13 protein-coding genes and 2 pseudogenes are annotated in these 18,499 nt (G+C 59.4%); 7 read left to right on the plus strand and 8 right to left on the minus strand.

All coding sequences use genetic code 11. The annotated features are described in order from the left end of the window. Positions 1–31: 31 nt before the first annotated feature. A complete protein-coding gene (locus tag P3T17_RS24675; RefSeq protein WP_074263629.1) occupies positions 32–865 on the minus strand; it encodes a transporter substrate-binding domain-containing protein in 834 nt (277 codons plus the stop codon). Positions 866–1,264: 399 nt separating this feature from the next. On the opposite strand from P3T17_RS24675, the gene zwf (P3T17_RS24680) reads away from it, so the two are divergent. Beyond that, on the plus strand, positions 1,265–2,728 hold the full coding sequence (gene zwf / locus P3T17_RS24680; protein ID WP_217272799.1) for a glucose-6-phosphate dehydrogenase: 1,464 nt from the start codon (positions 1,265–1,267) through the stop codon (positions 2,726–2,728). 83 nt (positions 2,729–2,811) lie between these two features. On the opposite strand, the gene P3T17_RS24685 is transcribed toward zwf (P3T17_RS24680), so the two are convergent. The 3 genes and pseudogenes from P3T17_RS24685 to P3T17_RS24695 all read right to left on the minus strand — a co-directional run. Further along, the gene (locus P3T17_RS24685; RefSeq protein WP_074263627.1) at positions 2,812–3,162 is read right to left on the minus strand and encodes a BON domain-containing protein; all 351 of its coding nucleotides are present in this window, start codon (positions 3,160–3,162) and stop codon (positions 2,812–2,814) included. 64 nt (positions 3,163–3,226) lie between these two features. Continuing rightward, positions 3,227–4,342, minus strand: a complete 1,116-nt coding sequence (locus tag P3T17_RS24690; RefSeq protein WP_074263626.1) for a porin — start codon at positions 4,340–4,342, stop codon at positions 3,227–3,229. Between the two features lie 1,032 nt (positions 4,343–5,374). Further along, positions 5,375–5,770, minus strand: a pseudogene (locus P3T17_RS24695) (IS3 family transposase); the annotation flags it as partial. 44 nt (positions 5,771–5,814) lie between these two features. On the opposite strand from P3T17_RS24695, the pseudogene P3T17_RS24700 reads away from it, so the two are divergent. The 3 genes and pseudogenes from P3T17_RS24700 to P3T17_RS24710 all read left to right on the plus strand — a co-directional run. Then, positions 5,815–6,054: pseudogene (locus P3T17_RS24700) on the plus strand (6-phosphogluconolactonase); the annotation flags it as partial. Then, a complete protein-coding gene (locus P3T17_RS24705) occupies positions 6,032–8,008 on the plus strand; it encodes a bifunctional transcriptional regulator/glucokinase (protein WP_429409215.1) in 1,977 nt (658 codons plus the stop codon). The pseudogene P3T17_RS24700 and the gene P3T17_RS24705, both read left to right, overlap by 23 nt. Before the next feature lie 278 nt (positions 8,009–8,286). Continuing rightward, the gene (locus P3T17_RS24710; protein ID WP_429409216.1) at positions 8,287–8,547 is read left to right on the plus strand and encodes a hypothetical protein; all 261 of its coding nucleotides are present in this window, start codon (positions 8,287–8,289) and stop codon (positions 8,545–8,547) included. Positions 8,548–8,755: 208 nt separating this feature from the next. Here the strand turns inward: P3T17_RS24710 and P3T17_RS24715 are convergent, their stop codons facing one another. The 4 genes from P3T17_RS24715 to P3T17_RS24730 all read right to left on the minus strand — a co-directional run bounded on the left by P3T17_RS24715 (position 8,756) and on the right by P3T17_RS24730 (position 13,186). Continuing rightward, positions 8,756–9,874, minus strand: a complete 1,119-nt coding sequence (locus tag P3T17_RS24715) for an ABC transporter ATP-binding protein (protein ID WP_074263622.1) — start codon at positions 9,872–9,874, stop codon at positions 8,756–8,758. 116 nt (positions 9,875–9,990) lie between these two features. Then, positions 9,991–10,848 (minus strand): carbohydrate ABC transporter permease, encoded by an 858-nt coding sequence (locus P3T17_RS24720; RefSeq protein ID WP_143787468.1) that lies wholly within the window; start codon positions 10,846–10,848, stop codon positions 9,991–9,993. Further along, a complete protein-coding gene (locus tag P3T17_RS24725; protein WP_429409217.1) occupies positions 10,838–11,779 on the minus strand; it encodes a carbohydrate ABC transporter permease in 942 nt (313 codons plus the stop codon). The genes P3T17_RS24720 and P3T17_RS24725 overlap by 11 nt, the downstream gene beginning before the upstream one ends. A gap of 159 nt (positions 11,780–11,938) precedes the next feature. Then, positions 11,939–13,186: an ABC transporter substrate-binding protein gene (locus tag P3T17_RS24730; protein ID WP_074263619.1), complete on the minus strand. Its 1,248-nt coding sequence runs from the start codon at positions 13,184–13,186 to the stop codon at positions 11,939–11,941. Positions 13,187–13,693: 507 nt separating this feature from the next. On the opposite strand from P3T17_RS24730, the gene zwf (P3T17_RS24735) reads away from it, so the two are divergent. The 3 genes from zwf (P3T17_RS24735) to P3T17_RS24745 all read left to right on the plus strand — a co-directional run bounded on the left by zwf (P3T17_RS24735) (position 13,694) and on the right by P3T17_RS24745 (position 17,938). Then, entirely contained in the window at positions 13,694–15,154 is a 1,461-nt protein-coding gene (zwf, locus tag P3T17_RS24735) for a glucose-6-phosphate dehydrogenase (RefSeq protein ID WP_074263618.1), read from the plus strand. Between the two features lie 185 nt (positions 15,155–15,339). Next, positions 15,340–16,044 (plus strand): 6-phosphogluconolactonase, encoded by a 705-nt coding sequence (gene pgl, locus P3T17_RS24740; protein ID WP_074263617.1) that lies wholly within the window; start codon positions 15,340–15,342, stop codon positions 16,042–16,044. Beyond that, positions 16,022–17,938: a bifunctional transcriptional regulator/glucokinase gene (locus P3T17_RS24745; RefSeq protein ID WP_429409218.1), complete on the plus strand. Its 1,917-nt coding sequence runs from the start codon at positions 16,022–16,024 to the stop codon at positions 17,936–17,938. The genes pgl and P3T17_RS24745 overlap by 23 nt, the downstream gene beginning before the upstream one ends. Positions 17,939–18,499: the final 561 nt, after the last annotated feature.

An 18,499-nucleotide genomic window follows, 5' to 3' on the forward strand; every position in this document is an offset into this window, starting at 1 on the left:
GACGTTGAGCCGACGTGGAGCACGCGCGGATTCAATACTGCGGATTCAGCGGGAAGCGCGGATCTGTGCCGAACCACTTCTTGTAAAGCTGCGCGTTCAGCTTGGAGGCGTTGGTGTTGAACAGGAACAGGTTCAGATAATCGAGCCAGACCTGATCTCCCTGCTTGACGCCGAACGCGTTGTATTCGAGCGGCACCAATGCTTCGTTGGTCACGGTCAGATCCGGATCGAGCGTTGCCTGATACGCGAGGAAGTTGTTGTCCTCGATCATGGCGTCGGCCTGGCCTTGCTTGACCGCCAGGATCGCGGCCTCCGAGCTGTCGAACTCCTGAATCTTGACCTGCATGTTCAACGAGCGCACTTCATCACCGTTCGTCGAGCCTTTGACGGTGGCAATCGTGCGATTCGACATATCGGCAATGGACTTGATGCCGCTGCTTTTCTTCACCAGCAGCGCTTCGCTCGCCACCACGTACGGATTCGTAAAGGAGATTTCCTTGGCTCGCTCGAGGTTGCGGGTGAAGTTGCAGAACACCACGTCGACCTTGCTCGTTTGCAGATTCGGAATGCGATTGGCACTCGTCGTATTCACGACTTCGAGCTTGACGCCCATCTGCTTGGCCAGTTCTTTCGCGAGGTCAACGTCGTAACCGTCGGGCTGGCCATCCTTGTTGTAGAAGCCGAATGGTGCAAAGGTCAAGCAGTCGCCTACGCGCAAGGTGCCGCGCTGCAGAACCTGCTTGAGCGCCGAATCGGCCGCGCCGCCCTGATCTGACTGGGCGATTTTTGTGCAGCCGGCGAATACCATCAGACCGGCCACTGCGAGCAAACACGCGACTCTTGCGCTTTCCCTGACGATTCTCATTTTTCAATCCCGATCTGAAGTGAGAAGTCCACGCATGGACGGAAACGGCGATCAGCCTAGCCTTCGCGGCGCGCTCCAATCGAGGAGCTCAAAGACAACGTCACGCCAAAATTCATTTGTCTGGTATATCGGATAACAGTCCGACACAGCAGATGGACAGAAGTGTTTCACGGGAAAAAAATCGTTGCAATGGGGTATACGCCAGCCTGACTTCACTGCGCCTCGCGGCCACTGAATGCCTGAAGCGCGAAAGCCTCGCGCGTTTTTGGCGTATCCGCCTGTACTCGGGCGGCTCTTTGAAGTTTTCGCCGCGTAGAATTGCTTGCTGAAATCCAGCGGGGCTTCGCCCTGGCGCATCGCCCTTTCGTTTGACGTCGCTAACCAACAAGGATCAGCACGATGGCGAAGATCTCCCCAGGAGTGGGTCCGCGGTTTCCCCAAGTAGTCGTCCTCTTCGGCGCCACCGGCGATCTGGCGCGACGCAAGCTCTTGCCCGGTTTGTTCCACCTGGCGAGTGCGGGCTTCATTCCCGGCTGCCGGGTGATTGCGGTCGCGCTCGATGACATCACGCTGGATGACTTTCGCCGTATTGCACGGGAAGCGCTCGAAGAGTTTTCCAGTCGCCCGATCGTCGAGGCGGAATGGGAGACCTTTTCCGCGCATCTCGACTATCTGTCGCTGGCCGCAGGTGCCGAGGCGCTCAAGGTCGCGGTTGAACGAGCCGAACAAAGCCTCGAAGCTCAATGCCAGCGGCTGCACTATCTGAGCGTGCCGCCAAACGCGGCCTTGTCGGCAGTGGGGATGCTCAAGGACGCGGGACTGGTCGAGCGTTCCCGGATCATTATGGAAAAGCCGTTTGGGACCGATCTGGCAAGCTCGGTGTCGTTGAATGCCAGGCTGCACGAAGTGTTCGAAGAAGAGCAGATCTTCCGCATCGACCACTTCCTCGGGAAAGAGCCGGCGCAAAACATTCTCGCATTCCGCTTCGCGAATGGGCTATTCGAACCTATCTGGAATCGCAACTTTATCGACCACGTGCAGATCGATGTGCCGGAGACGCTCGGGCTCGGCAAGCGCGCAGGGTTCTATGAGCAGACCGGGGCGTTTCGCGACATGGTGGTCACGCATCTGTTCCAGATTCTCGCGTTCATGGCGATGGAGCCTCCGACCTCGCTCGAACCAGCGCCGATCAGTGAGGAAAAGAACAAGGTGTTTCGCAGTATGTTGCCGATTCAACCCTCCGATGTCGTGCGAGGGCAATACACCGGGTATCGGGCCGAGGAAGGTGTTAGTCCTGAGTCGGAGACGGAGACATTCATTGCGTTGAAGTGCTCTATCGACAATTGGCGTTGGGCCGGTGTGCCGTTCTATCTCCGCACCGGGAAGCGGCTTGCTGAAGGACAACGAATCATTTCCATCGCATTTCGCGAACCGCCCAAGAGCATGTTTCCCGCTGGGTCCGGTGTCGGTTCCCAGGGACCGGATCATTTGACGTTCGACCTAGCGGATGCGTCGAAGATGTCGCTGTCGTTCTATGGCAAGCGGCCAGGCCCCGGGATGCGGCTGGACAAGCTGAGCCTGCAGTTTGCCATGCGTGACACGGGGATGATTGGCGACGTGCTTGAGGCGTACGAGCGGCTGATTCTTGATGCCATGCGAGGCGACCGTACGCTGTTCACAACCGCTGAGGGCATCGAGCGCTTGTGGCAAGTGTCGACCGCGTTGCTGGAATCTCCACCGCCTGTCCGGTTCTATTCACCGGGGTCGTGGGGGCCGAACGCTATTCATCAGCTCGTCGCGCCGCGGGCGTGGCGACTACCGTTCGAACGGGCCTGGCGGGATCCGAACAAGTTGGGGAGTTGAAGCGAACGCAGTCTTTGCACACGTCCGAATTGAAACGGGCACAACCCTCTGGCATGCAGGGTTGTGCCCGGTTTCAGGCAGGCTTACTGTTCGCGGACCTGCAGTGCGTTGGTCACCGACGTCACGCCCGCTACGCCTTGAGCGGTTTGCGTAGCAATGTCGCTTTGCCCTTGATCGGACACCCGACCTTCTAACGTCACGACACCGCCGCGTGCACGGACCGTGATGTTTTCAGCGGTCAAGCCCTTCGCCTTGGCCAGTGCCTTAAGCACCTTGCGTTGCAGAGCCCGGTTGGAAGCCCTGGTCGCCTTGGCGCTCGGGGCAGCTGACATGGCGGGCGCCGCCGTCGCATCGCTGCTTTGCGCATAGGCGTTGAGCGAGGCCATTACGATGAGCGCGCCGCTGATGGCCTTGATCACCTGGAATGCTTTCATTTAGCTTCTCCTTTTATCATGATTCGTCGTGATTCCTCTCGGGTCTTATATTGACACGGGTCGATCAGAATGAGTGTTCAATACCGGCGTACACGCCGCTCTGGCTGTGACCTGGGAGCGGGTTATCCGAATTGCCCGGGAGGTTGGCTTCAAGGCTGAAGTCAGCATTGTTGCTGTTACGCACGGTAGCCACCTGGACGTCAAGCAAAGTGCGCTTCGAGAGGTTGTACGAACCGCCGATGGTGTACATCGTGGCATTGCCCGCGCCGTTGTTCGCATTGACGTGGTACACGGCTGCAATCAGCTGTGCGGCCGGCGTAGCATGCCATGTCACACCGCCGTATTCCTGGTTTGCTGTCGTCGGAATGCCAGTCGGGGCACCGCTCACCCCCGAGCTACGCAGGCCGTCATACATCGCGTTCAGCGTGAATGGTCCCAGGATCACGTTGCCGCCAGCCATATATTCGCGCGAAGAGCCCCACACGCCGTTGGTTGTGTCGCCAAGGCCGCCGTTCACATTGCGAACTTCGTCATACACGGCGCGAAGCTGGAGAAGACTGTTGTTGTACTTGAGCTCCACAGCATCTGAACGGCCTTCATTGTTCAGTTGACCGCCGTTGCCCGTAGCGCCATCGTTAAAGTTCGTTGTGTTACCCAGTGAGTACTGGACGCGCGCAGCGAAGCCGCCGAAGGTTTGCGAGTCAAAATTGATGTTGTTGCTCGAAGCCTGCCAGTTGCGGCCACGTACAAGCGATGCCGACGACCACGACGACTGGGCGAACGGGTCATATGCCCACAGGTCCTCGCCATCGAGGGTCAACTCGCGACCCAAGGTCAGGGTACCGACCTGGTTGTCCTGGATCCCAACCAATGCATAACGATTGAAGAGGTTGTTAGGGCCGCCGAGCGCGCCCGTCGCTGTGCTGAAAGAGCCTTCCAGGTGGAACACCGCCGACAAGCCGCCACCCAGGTCTTCCACGCCCTTCATACCCCAGAGGCTGGTACCCCAGTCACCGCTTTCCAGTTTGACGCGAGACGTGGAACCCGTGCCAGTCGCACTAGGTATGCCGCTCATGTATTCAACGCCCGCATCCAGGCGGCCGAACAGCGTCACGCTGCTTTGAGCGTGGGCAATGACGCCAGCCGACATCAACGCAGCGGCGAGTAAAGCTTTTTTCATCGTCTCCTCCATACCTTATCAAAAAGAAAAAACAGGAAGTACTACTAATGGTGCTCGGGCACCGGAGGCGCCGAACAGACATCTCATACGAGGGAGACAGTCAGACGATCCTGGTGTGTTGTCCTGACCATAGCCTTGGGGGCCATCTTTGCGTCACGTGGATCTTGCGTCGACCGGTCTCCCCCTGCGCGGCGTAGTCAAACTACTTTCAAATTACTTTCTTTTCGTACTTTGCCTACTGATTTGTCAAGAATACCTGAGAGTCGGATAAAAAAATCGAAGTCGGCCAGACTGGTGTGGCGAAATTGCCATATTGATCCGTGTAAGCGGATCGTCGAAAAGTGCCAGAACCTCATATAACAAGGGAATTAAAGTTCTCAGGGGCTAATGACAAGGATTGTCACTATTGACACTCAAAATCGATGAGAGTAACGCTCACTCAACAAGAGATTAATGCAGATAATGAAATTTCGATGGGAAATTTATTCAGACAATGGCAATAATGCACAGCTCAGTAAAATAACGTAACAAACAGGTAATATAAGTAATGCTTCGCCCTACCAATCTTCGTATCAGGCCTTCGCTATGCCGCGAAACACCTTTCGGGTGGCCATTTAATAAGACTCGGCGTGTCCCGCGGGAAGCCAATCGGGCTGGAGGCCTGATGCGCAAAGGAGTTGTGCCTTTTCGAAGAAAGGCGGACGTAGTTCGCAAAACACGACGCTTTCGATTGTTATCATTATAGATAAAAGTCTTTTGTTCAATATCATGATATTGAACATTTTCTGCAAAAATTCACATCGCGAGGGGCGGTTACGAACGAACAAGTAAAACCGTGCAACAGACAGGCAATATAGGCAGCGATCAATTTGCTGTAGCATGCCCATTGACGCGCGTTATACGAACCTCAAATCACACCTCATCTTTGTGTGCCGTTCGTTCATGAACAGGGCAAAAGCAACACCCACATGCGCAAATTGAAATACAGAATTTCAGTTTAACCACGCCCGGTAATGGTGGAGGCTGATAGGTTTAAGTCGATATCGGTCCAGCAGAAAGAATGCCGAGTTGCAGGTCAGTAGTGTTTGCTTCAGCTTCTGCAGACGAGATATAGCCGAGCGGCTCCATCAGCCGAGGGTGGTCGAGCAAGGCCAACTATCCCGGCATCGCCAGTCCAGCAAACTCACGTGTTTTTCACGGCGCACGACGATGAATCAGTTCCGCCTTCTACAGGCCGTTGATCGTTTCAGTCAGCGTGTTGTCGTAGCCGCCTTCCCGGCTGTCGATCGACAGCTCGATGCCTGCGTGGGCCGGCCGTTCGCTGTAGCTAATGTCGATGTACCAGGAACCGCTGTCGGAGCGATAGATCAGCGCTCCATCATTGCCCGCCCGGCGAGCGTGCCGCGCCGGTTCAGGCACATCCAGAACGATTTGCTCGACTTTTTCATTGCCCCATTTGCTGAGGAGTCCAAGCCTCCACCAAACTCGAGCGGTTCAGTTTCGTAGTTGCGCGTCCCGGGTCAATGCCGCATGCGCGTGTAAGGCAGTCGATGTCCGCGCTGAGGCAAATGGGTCGTCTATTTCTGTTGATTGCGGGACCGCGCAAGCTCGGCGTGCTGAAAACCGCCGCCGCTGCGCCATAAAAAAATGCCATCTCAATGCTGGCAAACGACAACGGAGTGAGACTCGATGTCTACTGGTGTGAGAAGTAATGCTGCCTCGGGTGCGGGCCAGCACGCTGACGGACCGAGGCTGCTAGCCGACATCGGCGGCACCAACGCGCGCTTTGCGCTGGAGACGGGGCCGGGAGAGATTTGTCAGGTGCGGATCTACCCCTGCGCCGACTACCCGGGCGTCGCCGAAGTCATCAGGAAATACCTCAAAGACTTGAGGATTGGCCGCGTAAGCCACGCGGCGATCGCGATTGCGAATCCCGTCGACGGCGACCATGTCAGCATGACCAATCACGAGTGGACCTTTTCGATTGAAGCGACACGGCGCGATCTGGGCTTCGACACAATGCTGGTGGTCAACGACTTCGCGGCGCTGGCGATGGCATTGCCAGGCCTGACCGACACGCAACGCGTGCAGGTGGGCGGCGGCGCACGCCGCCCGAACAGCGTGATCGGACTGCTGACCCCCGGCACGGATCTCGGTGTCTGTGGCCTGATTCCCACTGCCGACCGCTGGATTGCACTCGGCAGTGAAGGCGGCCACACCACCTTCGCACCGGTTGATGAGCGCGAAGATCTGGTGCTGCAATATGCGCGCATGCAGTGGTCACATGTGTCGTTTGAGCGCGTGTCGGCGGGGCCCGGCATCGAGGTCATTTACAGGGCGCTGGCAGCACGCGACCAGAAAGGCGTGCCTGCCAACTTCGACACCGCCAACGTGGTCAAACTTGCGCTCGAGGGCGAACCGCTGGCGGCGGAATCGGTTGATGTGTTCTGCGGCATCCTCGGTACGTTCGCCGGCAACATGGCGGTGACGCTGGGCGCGCTGGGCGGCATCTACATTGGCGGCGGCGTGGTGCCGCGGCTGGGCAAATTCTTTGCGCGTTCGTCGTTCCGTGAGCGCTTCGAGGCGAAGGGCCGCTTCGAGGCGTATCTGCAGGACGTGCCGACTTACGTGATCACCGCTGAGTATTCGGCGTTCCTCGGAGTCTCGGCGATTCTGGCGGAACAGTTGTCGAATCGCCCGGGCGGAAACTCGACGGCGGTGTTCGAACGCATCCGCCAGATGCGGGACGCGTTGACGTCCGCAGAGCGGCGCGTGGCGGATCTGGCGTTGAATCATCCGCGTTCGATCATCAACGACCCGATCGTCGACATCGCACGCAAGGCCGACGTGGGCCCGTCGACGGTAATCCGTTTCTGCCGCTCGCTGGGCTGGCCGAGATTGTCCGATTTCAAGCTGAAGCTGGCGACCGGAGTGACCGCAACGATTCCTGTGAGTCACAGCCAGGTGCATCTGGGCGACACCGTGACGGACTTTGGCGCGAAGGTACTGGACAACACGATCTCATCGATTCTGCAGTTGCGTGAGCATTTGAACTTCGAGCATGTCGAGCGGGCAATCGAACTGTTGAGCGGTGCGCGCCGGATCGAGTTCTACGGGCTCGGCAATTCGAACATCATCGCGCAGGATGCGCACTACAAGTTCTTCCGGTTTGGCATTCCTACGATTGCTTATGGCGATCCGTACATGCAGGCGGCGTCCGCGGCGCTGCTTGGGAAGGACGACGTGATTGTTGCCGTGTCGAAGTCAGGGCGTGAGCCGGAGTTGCTACGAGTGCTGGAGGCCGCGATGCAGGCCGGAGCGCAGGTAATTGCCATTACGTCAAGCAATACGCCGTTGGCCAGGCGCGCTACCGTGGCGCTGGAGAAGGATCATATTGAGGTTCGTGAGTCGCAGCTCTCCATGGTTTCGCGAATCTTGCATCTCGTGATGATTGATATTCTTGCGGTTGGGGTGGCTATCCGGCGCGCTGTACCTGGCGAGGATATGGCCGAGACGTTCTCCAAGGTGCGCGGTAGCGCGGATGATGATGCCATTGCAGCGCTCGATTGGCTCAGTCATGGAGCGGCTGTTTGCGCCAAGGATTCCCGCAGGAAATCGGTCCTGCAGAATGGCGTGAAGCCAGACGTGCGGCTGGAACGGGCGTGAATTAGGGAGCGCTGGGCGAACCCCATGAAGATCTGATCAAGACTCTTTCACTTTACGGCATACACTGGTGCGGCCTGCGAAGGGCCGATTGCGCCCCATTGAAACGCCCGTCCGGGAACGCTCCCAAGATTGTTGTCCCTCGAAGAATAGTAAATTCAGGTTATCAACATAAAATTCCAATAGTACGGGTATACACTCCGTTCGACTGTGCTGCGACGCGAAGTTCTGGTTCCTTCCGCAGCTTCTCCCGAACGCCGAAAATCTATTGGAGGTATCTCATGAACACCAAACTTATCGCCGCTGCCCTGATCGCGGCTTCGACCGCCATCGCCGCCCCTGCTTTCGCGGGTGGCACCGGCCCTGCCGGCCCGGTTGGTTACGACTGGGGCGCTACGCCGCAAGGTCAGCAGGTACAAAAAGCCTGGGCTCAACGGGCTGAACGTCAAGCCGCCCAGCGCAATGCAAACGCGGCTTACGGCGGCAGCGACAGCACGGGATCGCAATCGGGCGCACCGTCGTCCGCTGGCGAAGCTCACTGATCGCAAGCGGAGTCCCTGCGTTGCACCGTTGGCCAAATCCGGCTGCGGCGTGTGATTGCTGTGGAGAATCCCGACCGCCTCATGTGAGTGGCCCAGCGTCGATCGCATCTTTCGAAAGCGGACACTCGCAGCAGTCGCAAAAAGGCCCCATACGTCTTCCGACGCATGGGGCCTTTGTTTTCTTCGCTAAACCTACCGCGAAAAACCCTTAAGCAATCCGCTCTTCATTAGCCGGATCAAACAGCACTGCCTTGGAAACATCAAACAGCAGCGTCATGTTGCTAAGCGGTTGCGGATTCGAAGCCGGATGCACGCGGCTCACCACGCGCTTACCGTTGACCTGAGCAAACACCAAAGTATCGGGTCCGGTAGGCTCGATCACATCGACCTTGACCTCGATCGGCTGCAACTGCGCATCTTCGACATTATGCGCACTGCGAGCATCCGTAATCCGCTCAGGCCGCAGACCCAGGATAACTTCCTTGCCGACCTGCGCCTTAACCTTGGCCGACGTGAACGGCAAATTCAGCACGCTACGCTTGATGCCGGTATCAATCTCAACGCCCACGCCCGATCCTTGCTCAACCAGCTTGCCCTGGATGAAGTTCATCGGCGGCGCGCCAATAAACCCGGCTACGAAGAGGTTAGAAGGCGAATCGTAGATGTCCTGCGGCGCGCCAAACTGCTGCACCACCCCGTCTTTCATGACCGCGATCCGATCGCCGAGCGTCATAGCTTCGATCTGATCGTGCGTCACATAAACGATGGTCGTCCCAAGACGCTGATGCAGCAGCTTGATTTCCGAGCGCATCTCAATCCGCAGCTTGGCATCCAGATTGGACAGCGGCTCATCGAACAGGAACATCACCGGGTCGCGCGCCAGCGCACGTCCCATCGCCACACGCTGCCGCTGACCACCGGAGAGTTGCCCCGGCTTCCGGTCCAGCAAATGCTGAATCTGCAGCATGCTGGAAACCCGATCGACAATCTGCGCCTGCTCCGTCTTGGGCACCTTGCGGATACCCAGGCCGAACGAAATATTTTCACGCACCGTCATCGACGGATACAGTGCATACGACTGAAACACCATCGCGATGTCGCGATCCTTCGGCGACAGGTTGTTCACCGTCTTGCCGTCGATCTGAATATCGCCCTTCGTCACGGTCTCGAGACCGGCGATCATGTTGAGCAGCGTCGACTTACCGCAGCCCGAGCCGCCCACCAGGATCAGGAACTGGCCATCTTCGATGTCGATGTTGACACCCTTCAGGACCGGCACCCCATTCGGGTAGGTCTTGTACACGTCACGGATGGAAAGACTTGCCATGCTGTGAATCCTCTTGTCTCTGGTACAGCTTCAGCTGCGTCACACTCAGGCGGCGCAGGCCGGATGCCGGTTCGCACCGCAGCCGCCAGGGAGCGCGCTGCGGCAATCGTTTTGGGTTAGCCCTTCACTGCGCCTGCCGTCAGGCCACGCACGAAGTATCGGCCGGCGATGATGTAGACGAGCAACGTAGGCAGTGCGGCAATAATGGCGCCTGCCATGTCGACGTTGTATTCCTTCACACCGGTCGACGTATTGACGAGATTGTTCAGCGCCACCGTGATCGGCATCGAATCGACACCCGAGAACACGATACCGAACAGGAAGTCATTCCAGATCTGCGTGAATTGCCAGATCAGGCAGACCATGAAAATCGGCAACGAAACCGGCAGCAGAATCTTCGAGAAGATCAGGAAGAAGCCTGCCCCGTCGATACGCGCCGCTTTCACGAGTTCCGCCGGAATGCTGACGTAGAAGTTGCGGAAGAACATCGTCGTGAACGCAATCCCGTACACCACGTGCACCAGCACCAGTCCGCCCACCGTGTTCGACAGGCCCATGAAGCCTTCGAAACGCGCCATCGGCAACAGGATGGCCTGGAACGGAATGAAGCAGCCCACCAGCAGCATCGTGAACAGGATGTCCGCGCCACGGAAGCGCCAGTGCGTCAGCACGTAACCGTTGAAGGCACCGATGATCGACGAAATCAGCACGGCCGGAATCACCATGCGCACCGAGTTCATGAAGAACGGTTCCATACCGTCGCAACGCACACCGGTACATGCCTGGCTCCACGCCTTGATCCACGGCGCGAAAGTCGGATGCGACGGCGGCGTCAGCAGGTTGCCGGTGCGCAACTGATCGATGTCCTTGAACGACGTGGACAGCATCACGTAAAGCGGAAACAGGAAGTACAACGCAAACAGAATCAGCGCCGCATAAATGACGGCACGGCTGATCGTCATCTTAGGCTGCATTACGCGTGCTCCTCGATTCCATATACATCAGCGGCACGAGCACGGCCACGACGGTCGCGAGCATCATCATCGACGATGCAGCGCCGACGCCCAGTTGCCCGCGGTTAAACGAAAACGTGTACATGAACATCGCCGGCAGCGACGACGAGGTACCCGGGCCACCCGCCGTCAACGCGACGACGAGGTCAAAGGTCTTGATCGTGATGTGGCAGAGAATCAGCAGCACCGAGAAAAACACCGGGCGCATGCTCGGAATCACGATCTTGCGGTAGATGGTGGGCAGCGTCGCGCCATCCACCTGTGCCGCCTTGAAAATTTCCGCATCCACGCCGCGCAGGCCGGCGAGGAACAGCGCCATCACGAAGCCGGTGGACTGCCAGACGGCCGCGATCACGATACAGAAAATCGCGCGGTCCGGATTGTCGAGCCAGTCGAACTGGAAGCTCGTCCAACCCCAGTCGTGAAACACCTTTTGCATGCCGAGATTGGGGTTGAGAATCCATTGCCATGCCGTGCCGGTCACGATGAACGACAGCGCCATCGGATACAGGAACACGGCGCGCAATGCACCTTCGTTACGGATGCGCTGATCCAGCAGGATCGCAAGGAACAGCCCGAGCGCAACGCAGATCGCAATGAACGGAATGCCGAACCAGCCGAGGTTAGCGGCCGAAGTCCACCAGACGTCGTTATCGAACAGCTCGCGATAACGGTCGAGGCCGACGAATTCGTAGCGCGGCATCAATCGCGAATTCGACAGCGACAGATAGCCGGTAATAAAAATGAAGCCGTAAACGAAGACCAGACTGATCACGATGCTGGGAGAAAGCACCAGCTTCGGAATCCAGCGGTCGGCGAGCGCCGCCATTGGCGACGTGCGGCGGGTCGCGGTGGCCGTGGCCTTTCCGTTTCCGCTAAGAGAAGCAGTCACTACTCGACTCCTGAAACTGTGCCGCCGGGAGCAGCGCGGCGAGCGCGCGACACTGGGCTGGCATAGGCTGTGACTCTGGGTACATCTTCATGCCCGGTGATGCCTGAAGCGAACGCCCGGTTGCGCGTGGAGTCGCAACCGGGCGCCCCGCTACGTTGCTTACTTCGTCTTCGCAGCCTTCGCGAGCGCTTCAACTGCGCTCTTCGAATCCTGGTCCGAGTTCATGAACTTCGTCACGACGTCGGTGATCGCGCCAGCCGTTGCATCCGGCTGAGCCATACCGTGCGCGAGCGACGGAACATAACCGCCGGCCTTGATCGCCGTTTGTTCATCCGCGTACGACTGCTTGCCGCAAGCGTCGAACTTGTCCATGTTCACGCCCAGACGGACCGGAATCGAACCCTTGTACAGGCTGAACTGCTCCTGGAATTCCGGGCTCATGATCGTCTTGGCGAGTGCCAGCTGACCAGCGGTTGCATCCTTCGCGCCCTTCTGTGCGAAGAACACGAACGAGTCGACGTTAAACGTGTAGCCCTTCGACGTGCCCGGCACCGGTGCGCAGATATAGTCCGTACCCGGCTGCTTGTTCGCGTTCGCGAACTCGCCCTTCGCCCAGTCGCCCATGAACTGCATGCCGGCCTTGCCGTTGATGACCATGGCCGTTGCGAGGTTCCAGTCACGGCCCGTGCGGCCCGTGTCCATGTACGACTCGATCTTGCGGACCGTGTCGAACACGCCGACCATCTGCTGCGACGTCAGGGTCTTCTGGTCGAGGTCGACAATCGCCTTCTTGTAGAAGTCAGCGCCTTGCGACAGCACGACGTCTTCCCACAGCGTCAGGTCTTGCCACGGTTGACCGCCGGCAGCAACCGGCTGGATGCCGGCGGCCTTCAGCTTGTCAGCGAGGGCGAAGAATTCCGGCCACGTGGTAGGCGGCTTGGCGCCGACCTTGTCGAGTGCAGCCTTGTTGATCCAGATCCAGTTCACGCGGTGCACCGAGAACGGCGCTGCCACGTAGTGACCGTCTGCGTGCATGATCTTGTCGATCTGCGGCGGCAGGTTCTTCTTCCAGTCACCCGCGACCGAGTCGATCGGCACCAGCACGCCCTGCTCCGCCCATTCCTGGATCAGCGGACCCTTGATCTGCGCAGCGCTCGGCGCGTTGCCCGAGATCACCTGCGTCTTCAGTGCCGTCATGGCCGCCGCACCTGCGCCGCCCGCAACCGCGAAGTCCTTCCAGGTGTAGCCCTGCTTCTGCATGTCGTCTTTCAGCACGCCGACGGCTTTCGATTCGCCGCCTGACGTCCACCAGTGCAGCACTTCGATCGACTCGGCAGCTTGCGCTGCGGATACACCACACATCAGACCTGCGGCGCACAAAGCGCCCATGATCGCGCGAAATTTCATTGCTTATCTCCTCCAGACACCTGAACAAAAAACGAATGGCCCCTGACTCTCCAGGGCGCTGTGGTTGGTTCAAACAGGCAAAACACTGGGCGGCGATCGAGCCTCGGGCAGACGCATGCGCATGCATGTGCCGGCAAGCCGACGTTCGGCCGCTGGAAGCTCAGAAGATGAGTGGTTCGGGATGCAACTGACTGTCTCCTCTTTTGATTTTTGCCTGCCCGCGTCGCGCGCGGCAGACTCGAGGCACCTCACACGTTAACCCTGACACCCGCATGGCTGTTTGCCGCCCCGCGGCAGCCAACACATGCGAAAAGGCAATGTCCGTTAACATGCAGGGGACGCCAGCCGACTCGGGAAACGCGCATCTCGTCTGACCATGCCCGCTTTTTTCATCGATTTAGCGCTACCTCTTGATTTGGATTGTAGTTAAACTACAATTCAGTGTCAAAAAAAATTTTATCGGACTACGGTCGCTGCGGGCGGCCTTCAGGACATCGACGGAGACTCATGTTTACCGATTCAAGTTTCACCTTCGTGCTCTTCGGCGGAACCGGCGATCTGTCGATGCGCAAGATCCTTCCTGCACTGTATGAAGCACACCGTGCGGGGATGCTGGCGGAAAGCGGCAAGATCGTTGGGGTGACGCGTCATGTCGAAGATCGCGCAGGGTATATCGAGTGGGTCAACGAACACGTCAAGCCGTACGTCTCGCAGAACGGTCTCGATGAAGCGGCGTGGGCTGGCTTCCTCGAACGCATCCAGTATGTGAAGCTCGACCTGGGCAAAGCCGAAGACTTCGCGCTACTGCGCGATGCAGTGAGCGAGTTGCCCGGTATCCGTGTGTTCTATCTCGCCACCGGACCGTCGCTGTTCGTGCCTATCTGCCGTGCGCTCGCCGCGGTGGGCCTCAATACGAATTCGCGCATCGTGCTGGAAAAGCCGCTCGGTTACGACCTGAAGTCGTCCAACGCGATCAACGACGCAGTGGGCGAAATCTTCGCCGAAGAACAGATCTACCGCATCGACCACTATCTCGGCAAAGAGCCGGTGCAGAACCTGCTCGCGCTGCGCTTCGGCAATGCGCTCTTCGAACCGCTGTGGCGCCGCGAGTGGGTCGAGAGCATCCAGATCACAATCGCGGAAGAACTGGGCGTGGAAGCGCGGGGCGACTTCTACGACAATACCGGCGCACTGCGCGACATGGTGCAGAACCATTTGCTGCAGTTGCTCTCGATTGTGGCCATGGAGCCGCCCCACTCGATGGATTCGGACTCGGTGCGCGACGAAAAGCTGCGCGTGCTGCGGGCCTTGAAGCCCATCGATCAGCGCGACATCAGCAAGATCGCAGTGCGCGGCCAGTATCATGCGGGCGGCATCCGCGGCACCTCGGTGCCGGCGTATGCCACGGAACCGGGCGTCAAGGCGAACACCAACACCGAGACCTTCGTCGCGCTGAAGGTGGAAATCGAAAACTGGCGCTGGGCCGGCGTGCCCTTCTTCCTGCGCACCGGCAAGCGTTTGGCGGATCGCGTCGCCGAGATCGTGGTGAACTTCCGTGCAGTGCCGCATTCGGCGCTCGGACCGACAGCCCTGCGTCCGGGCGCGAACCGGCTGGTGATCCGCCTGCAACCGAACGAAACGATCCGTCTGTATTGCCTCGCCAAGCAGCCTGGCGAGGGCATGAACCTCGCCAGCGTTCACCTCGACCTCGCGTTCGACCAGTTCTTCCGCGAAGGACAGATGGAGGCTTATCAGCGTCTGTTGCTCGACGTGATCAACGGCCGGCTCGCGCTGTTTGTCCGGCGCGACGAACAGGAAGCCGCATGGCGCTGGGTCGAACCGATCCTGAACGAATGGGCAGCCGCTAACAAGCCGCCCAAGCCCTATGCAGCAGGCACGTGGGGGCCGGCGGCCTCGAGCGCGATGCTGGCGCAGCACGGCACCTGCTGGCTCGAAGAAGAAAACTGATCTGCGGTGACGCAGCGCATCTGAAAAGCCGCGCCGCGTGCACCGTATGCGATATACCGATCGACTGAACGGGGTGGCGCCGTAACAGCGGCAACGGCAGCGTAAGGAACCGGTCCCTTAGGCAGCAGTTGTCCAGCGTGACGGCATATTCCGCAGACCCGACAAAAAAGCAGTACGGAGGAGAAATGATCGAGCTTCACACTTTCGACGACCAGCGCGCCCAATCGGACGCACTGGCGAAAGCGGTGGGCGACGCGTTACAGGCGTCCCTGACCGCTCGCGCGGCCTCGGCCGGTAATGGGCCGAACCACGTCACGCTCGCAGTGTCGGGCGGCAGCAGTCCGCGTCCGTTCCTGCAAACGCTGTCCACACAACCGTTCGACTGGGCGCGCATTGCTGTGACGCTGGTCGACGACCGCTGGCTTCCCGAAACGGACAATGACAGCAATTCGCGTTTTGCGCACGAGACGTTGTTGCAGAATGCCGCGAAAGCTGCCGCATTCTGGCCGCTGGTGGACACCAGTCAATCGCTCGAGGCGCACGTTGCGGCGTTGAACGCCGACGCGCGTCGCACGCTGCCGGATGTCGCCGTGCTCGGCATGGGCGAGGACGGTCACACAGCGTCGATCTTTGCGGATGCGCCCGAGTGGGACTTCGCCATCACGACGCAGGAACATTTTGTTGCCGTGCATCCGGGCGCTGCGCCGCATGCACGCGTGAGCTGGTCCATGTCCGCGTTAAAGCAGATGGGCCGGCTATTTCTGTTGATTGCAGGACCGCGCAAGCTGGACGTGCTCAACGCTGCCGCCGCTGCGCCACAAAAAAATGCCATCTCACAGTTGGCAAACGACAAGGGAGTGAGACTCGATGTCTACTGGTGTGAAAAGTAACGCTGTCCCGGGCGCGGGCCAGCACGCCGACGGACCGCGCCTGCTGGCCGACATCGGCGGCACCAATGCGCGTTTTGCACTGGAGACGGGGCCGGGCGAAATTGGCCAGGTGCAGGTGTATCCCTGCGCCGACTACCCGGGCGTCGCTGACGTCATCAAGAAGTACCTGAAAGATACGAAGATTGGTCGCGTGAACCACGCGGCGATTGCGATTGCGAACCCGGTCGACGGCGACCAGGTCAGCATGACCAACCACGACTGGACCTTTTCGATCGAAGCCACGCGCCGCGCGCTGGGCTTCGACACACTGCTGGTCGTCAACGATTTCACGGCGCTGGCGATGGCATTGCCGGGCCTGACCGACACGCAACGCGTGCAGGTGGGCGGCGGCGCGCGCCGCCCGAACAGCGTGATCGGACTGCTGGGTGCGGGCACGGGTCTGGGCGTCTCCGGTCTGATCCCAGCAGATGACCGCTGGATTGCGCTGGGCAGCGAAGGCGGCCACGCCACCTTCGCGCCGGCTGACGAACGCGAAGACCTGGTGCTGCAGTACGCACGCAAAAAGTGGTCGCACGTATCGTTCGAACGCGTGTCGGCGGGTCCGGGCATCGAGGTGATCTACCGGGCGCTGGCGGCGCGCGACAAGAAACGCGTGCCTGCCAGCTTCGACACCTCCGAGGTGGTCAAACGCGCGCTCGAGGGCGAGCCGCTGGCGGCGGAATCGGTAGATGTGTTCTGCGGCATCCTGGGCACGTTCGCCGGCAACATCGCGGTGACGCTGGGTGCGCTGGGCGGCATCTACATCGGCGGCGGCGTGGTGCCGCGGCTGGGCGAATTCTTCGAGCGTTCGTCGTTCCGCGAGCGCTTTGAGGCGAAGGGCCGCTTCGAGGCGTATCTGCAGAGCGTACCGACTTACGTGATCACGGCGGAGTACCCGGCGTTCCTGGGCGTCTCGGCGATTCTGGCGGAGCAGTTGTCGAACCGTGCGGGCGGCAGTTCATCTGCAGTGTTCGAGCGCATCCGCCAGATGCGCGACGCATTGACGCCGGCAGAGCGCCGCGTGGCGGATCTGGCGTTGAATCATCCGCGTTCGATCATCAACGATCCGATCGTCGACATTGCGCGCAAGGCTGACGTGAGCCAGCCGACGGTGATCCGTTTTTGCCGCTCGCTGGGCTGCCAGGGCTTATCCGATTTCAAGCTGAAGCTGGCGACGGGGTTGACCGGAACGATTCCGGTGAGTCATAGCCAGGTGCACCTGGGTGACACCGCGACGGACTTTGGCGCAAAGGTCCTGGACAACACGATCTCTGCGATTTTGCAGTTGCGTGAGCATTTGAACTTCGAGCATGTCGAGCGGGCGATCGACCTGTTGAACGGCGCGCGCCGCATCGAGTTTTATGGTCTCGGCAATTCGAATATTGTCGCGCAAGATGCGCACTACAAGTTCTTCCGCTTTGGCATCCCAACGATTGCTTATGGCGATCTGTACATGCAGGCAGCGTCGGCGGCGCTGCTTGGCAAGGGGGATGTGATCGTTGCGGTGTCGAAGTCGGGGCGTGCGCCGGAGTTGCTGCGCGTGCTGGATGTGGCGATGCAGGCTGGGGCGCAGGTGATTGCTATTACGTCTAGTAATACGCCGCTGGCCAAGCGTGCGACGGTGGCGCTCGAGACTGATCACATCGAGATTCGCGAGTCACAGTTGTCGATGATTTCGCGGATTTTGCATCTTGTGATGATTGATATTCTTGCTGTTGGTGTCGCCATTCGGCGTGCCATGCCTAGTGAGGATGTGGCGGAGGCTGTCGCTAAGGCTCGTAGCGGGGCTGATGATGATGCGACTGCTGTGCTGGACTGGCTTAGTCATGGGGCGGCTTCTTCGGCGCCGGACTAAGGTGGGTGGTTTTTTGCCTGTGCGGCGCTTGTCGGTGTTCTTGCTGCTTTGGCCTTTCCTTGCTTTGTTAGTGGTCTATTAGCGTTGCCCCTGTGCGGGGCGGCACCTACTTTTCTTTGCCGCCGCAAAGAAAAGTAGGCAAAAGAAAGCGGGCTTCCAACCGCTAGCCGGTAGGTGTCCACCGCTGGCATGAAGCCGGAGAGGTCCGCGCACGGGACCGTCCCTCGCACCACTCCCCTCAGTGACAAAGCGCTCATCCACCCCACTCCGCACTACGTGCGTCGCGGATGGGTCTGCAAGGGAAAGCGGGGTTGCGGGAATGCTTGGAGCGCCGCGCTTTACGGCGCCCCCGGAAGCGAGATGAAGAAACGGCTCAAGCTGCCGAACAAAGGCCGCCTAATATAGTTAGTATCCCTACAGAGTTTCCTGGGGCGTTGTGCCCGACGGCGGGGCGCGCAGCGCGACGCTGGAACGGATGACTGCCTTGTCACTAAGGGACGCAGCGCGAGGGCGGAACGCGTGCGCGGACCACTCTGGTTTCATGCCAGTGGGGGACACCTA

It is taken from the genome of Paraburkholderia sp. GAS82, assembly GCF_050436285.1.
Classification (GTDB): Bacteria; Pseudomonadota; Gammaproteobacteria; order Burkholderiales; family Burkholderiaceae; genus Paraburkholderia; species Paraburkholderia phenazinium_B.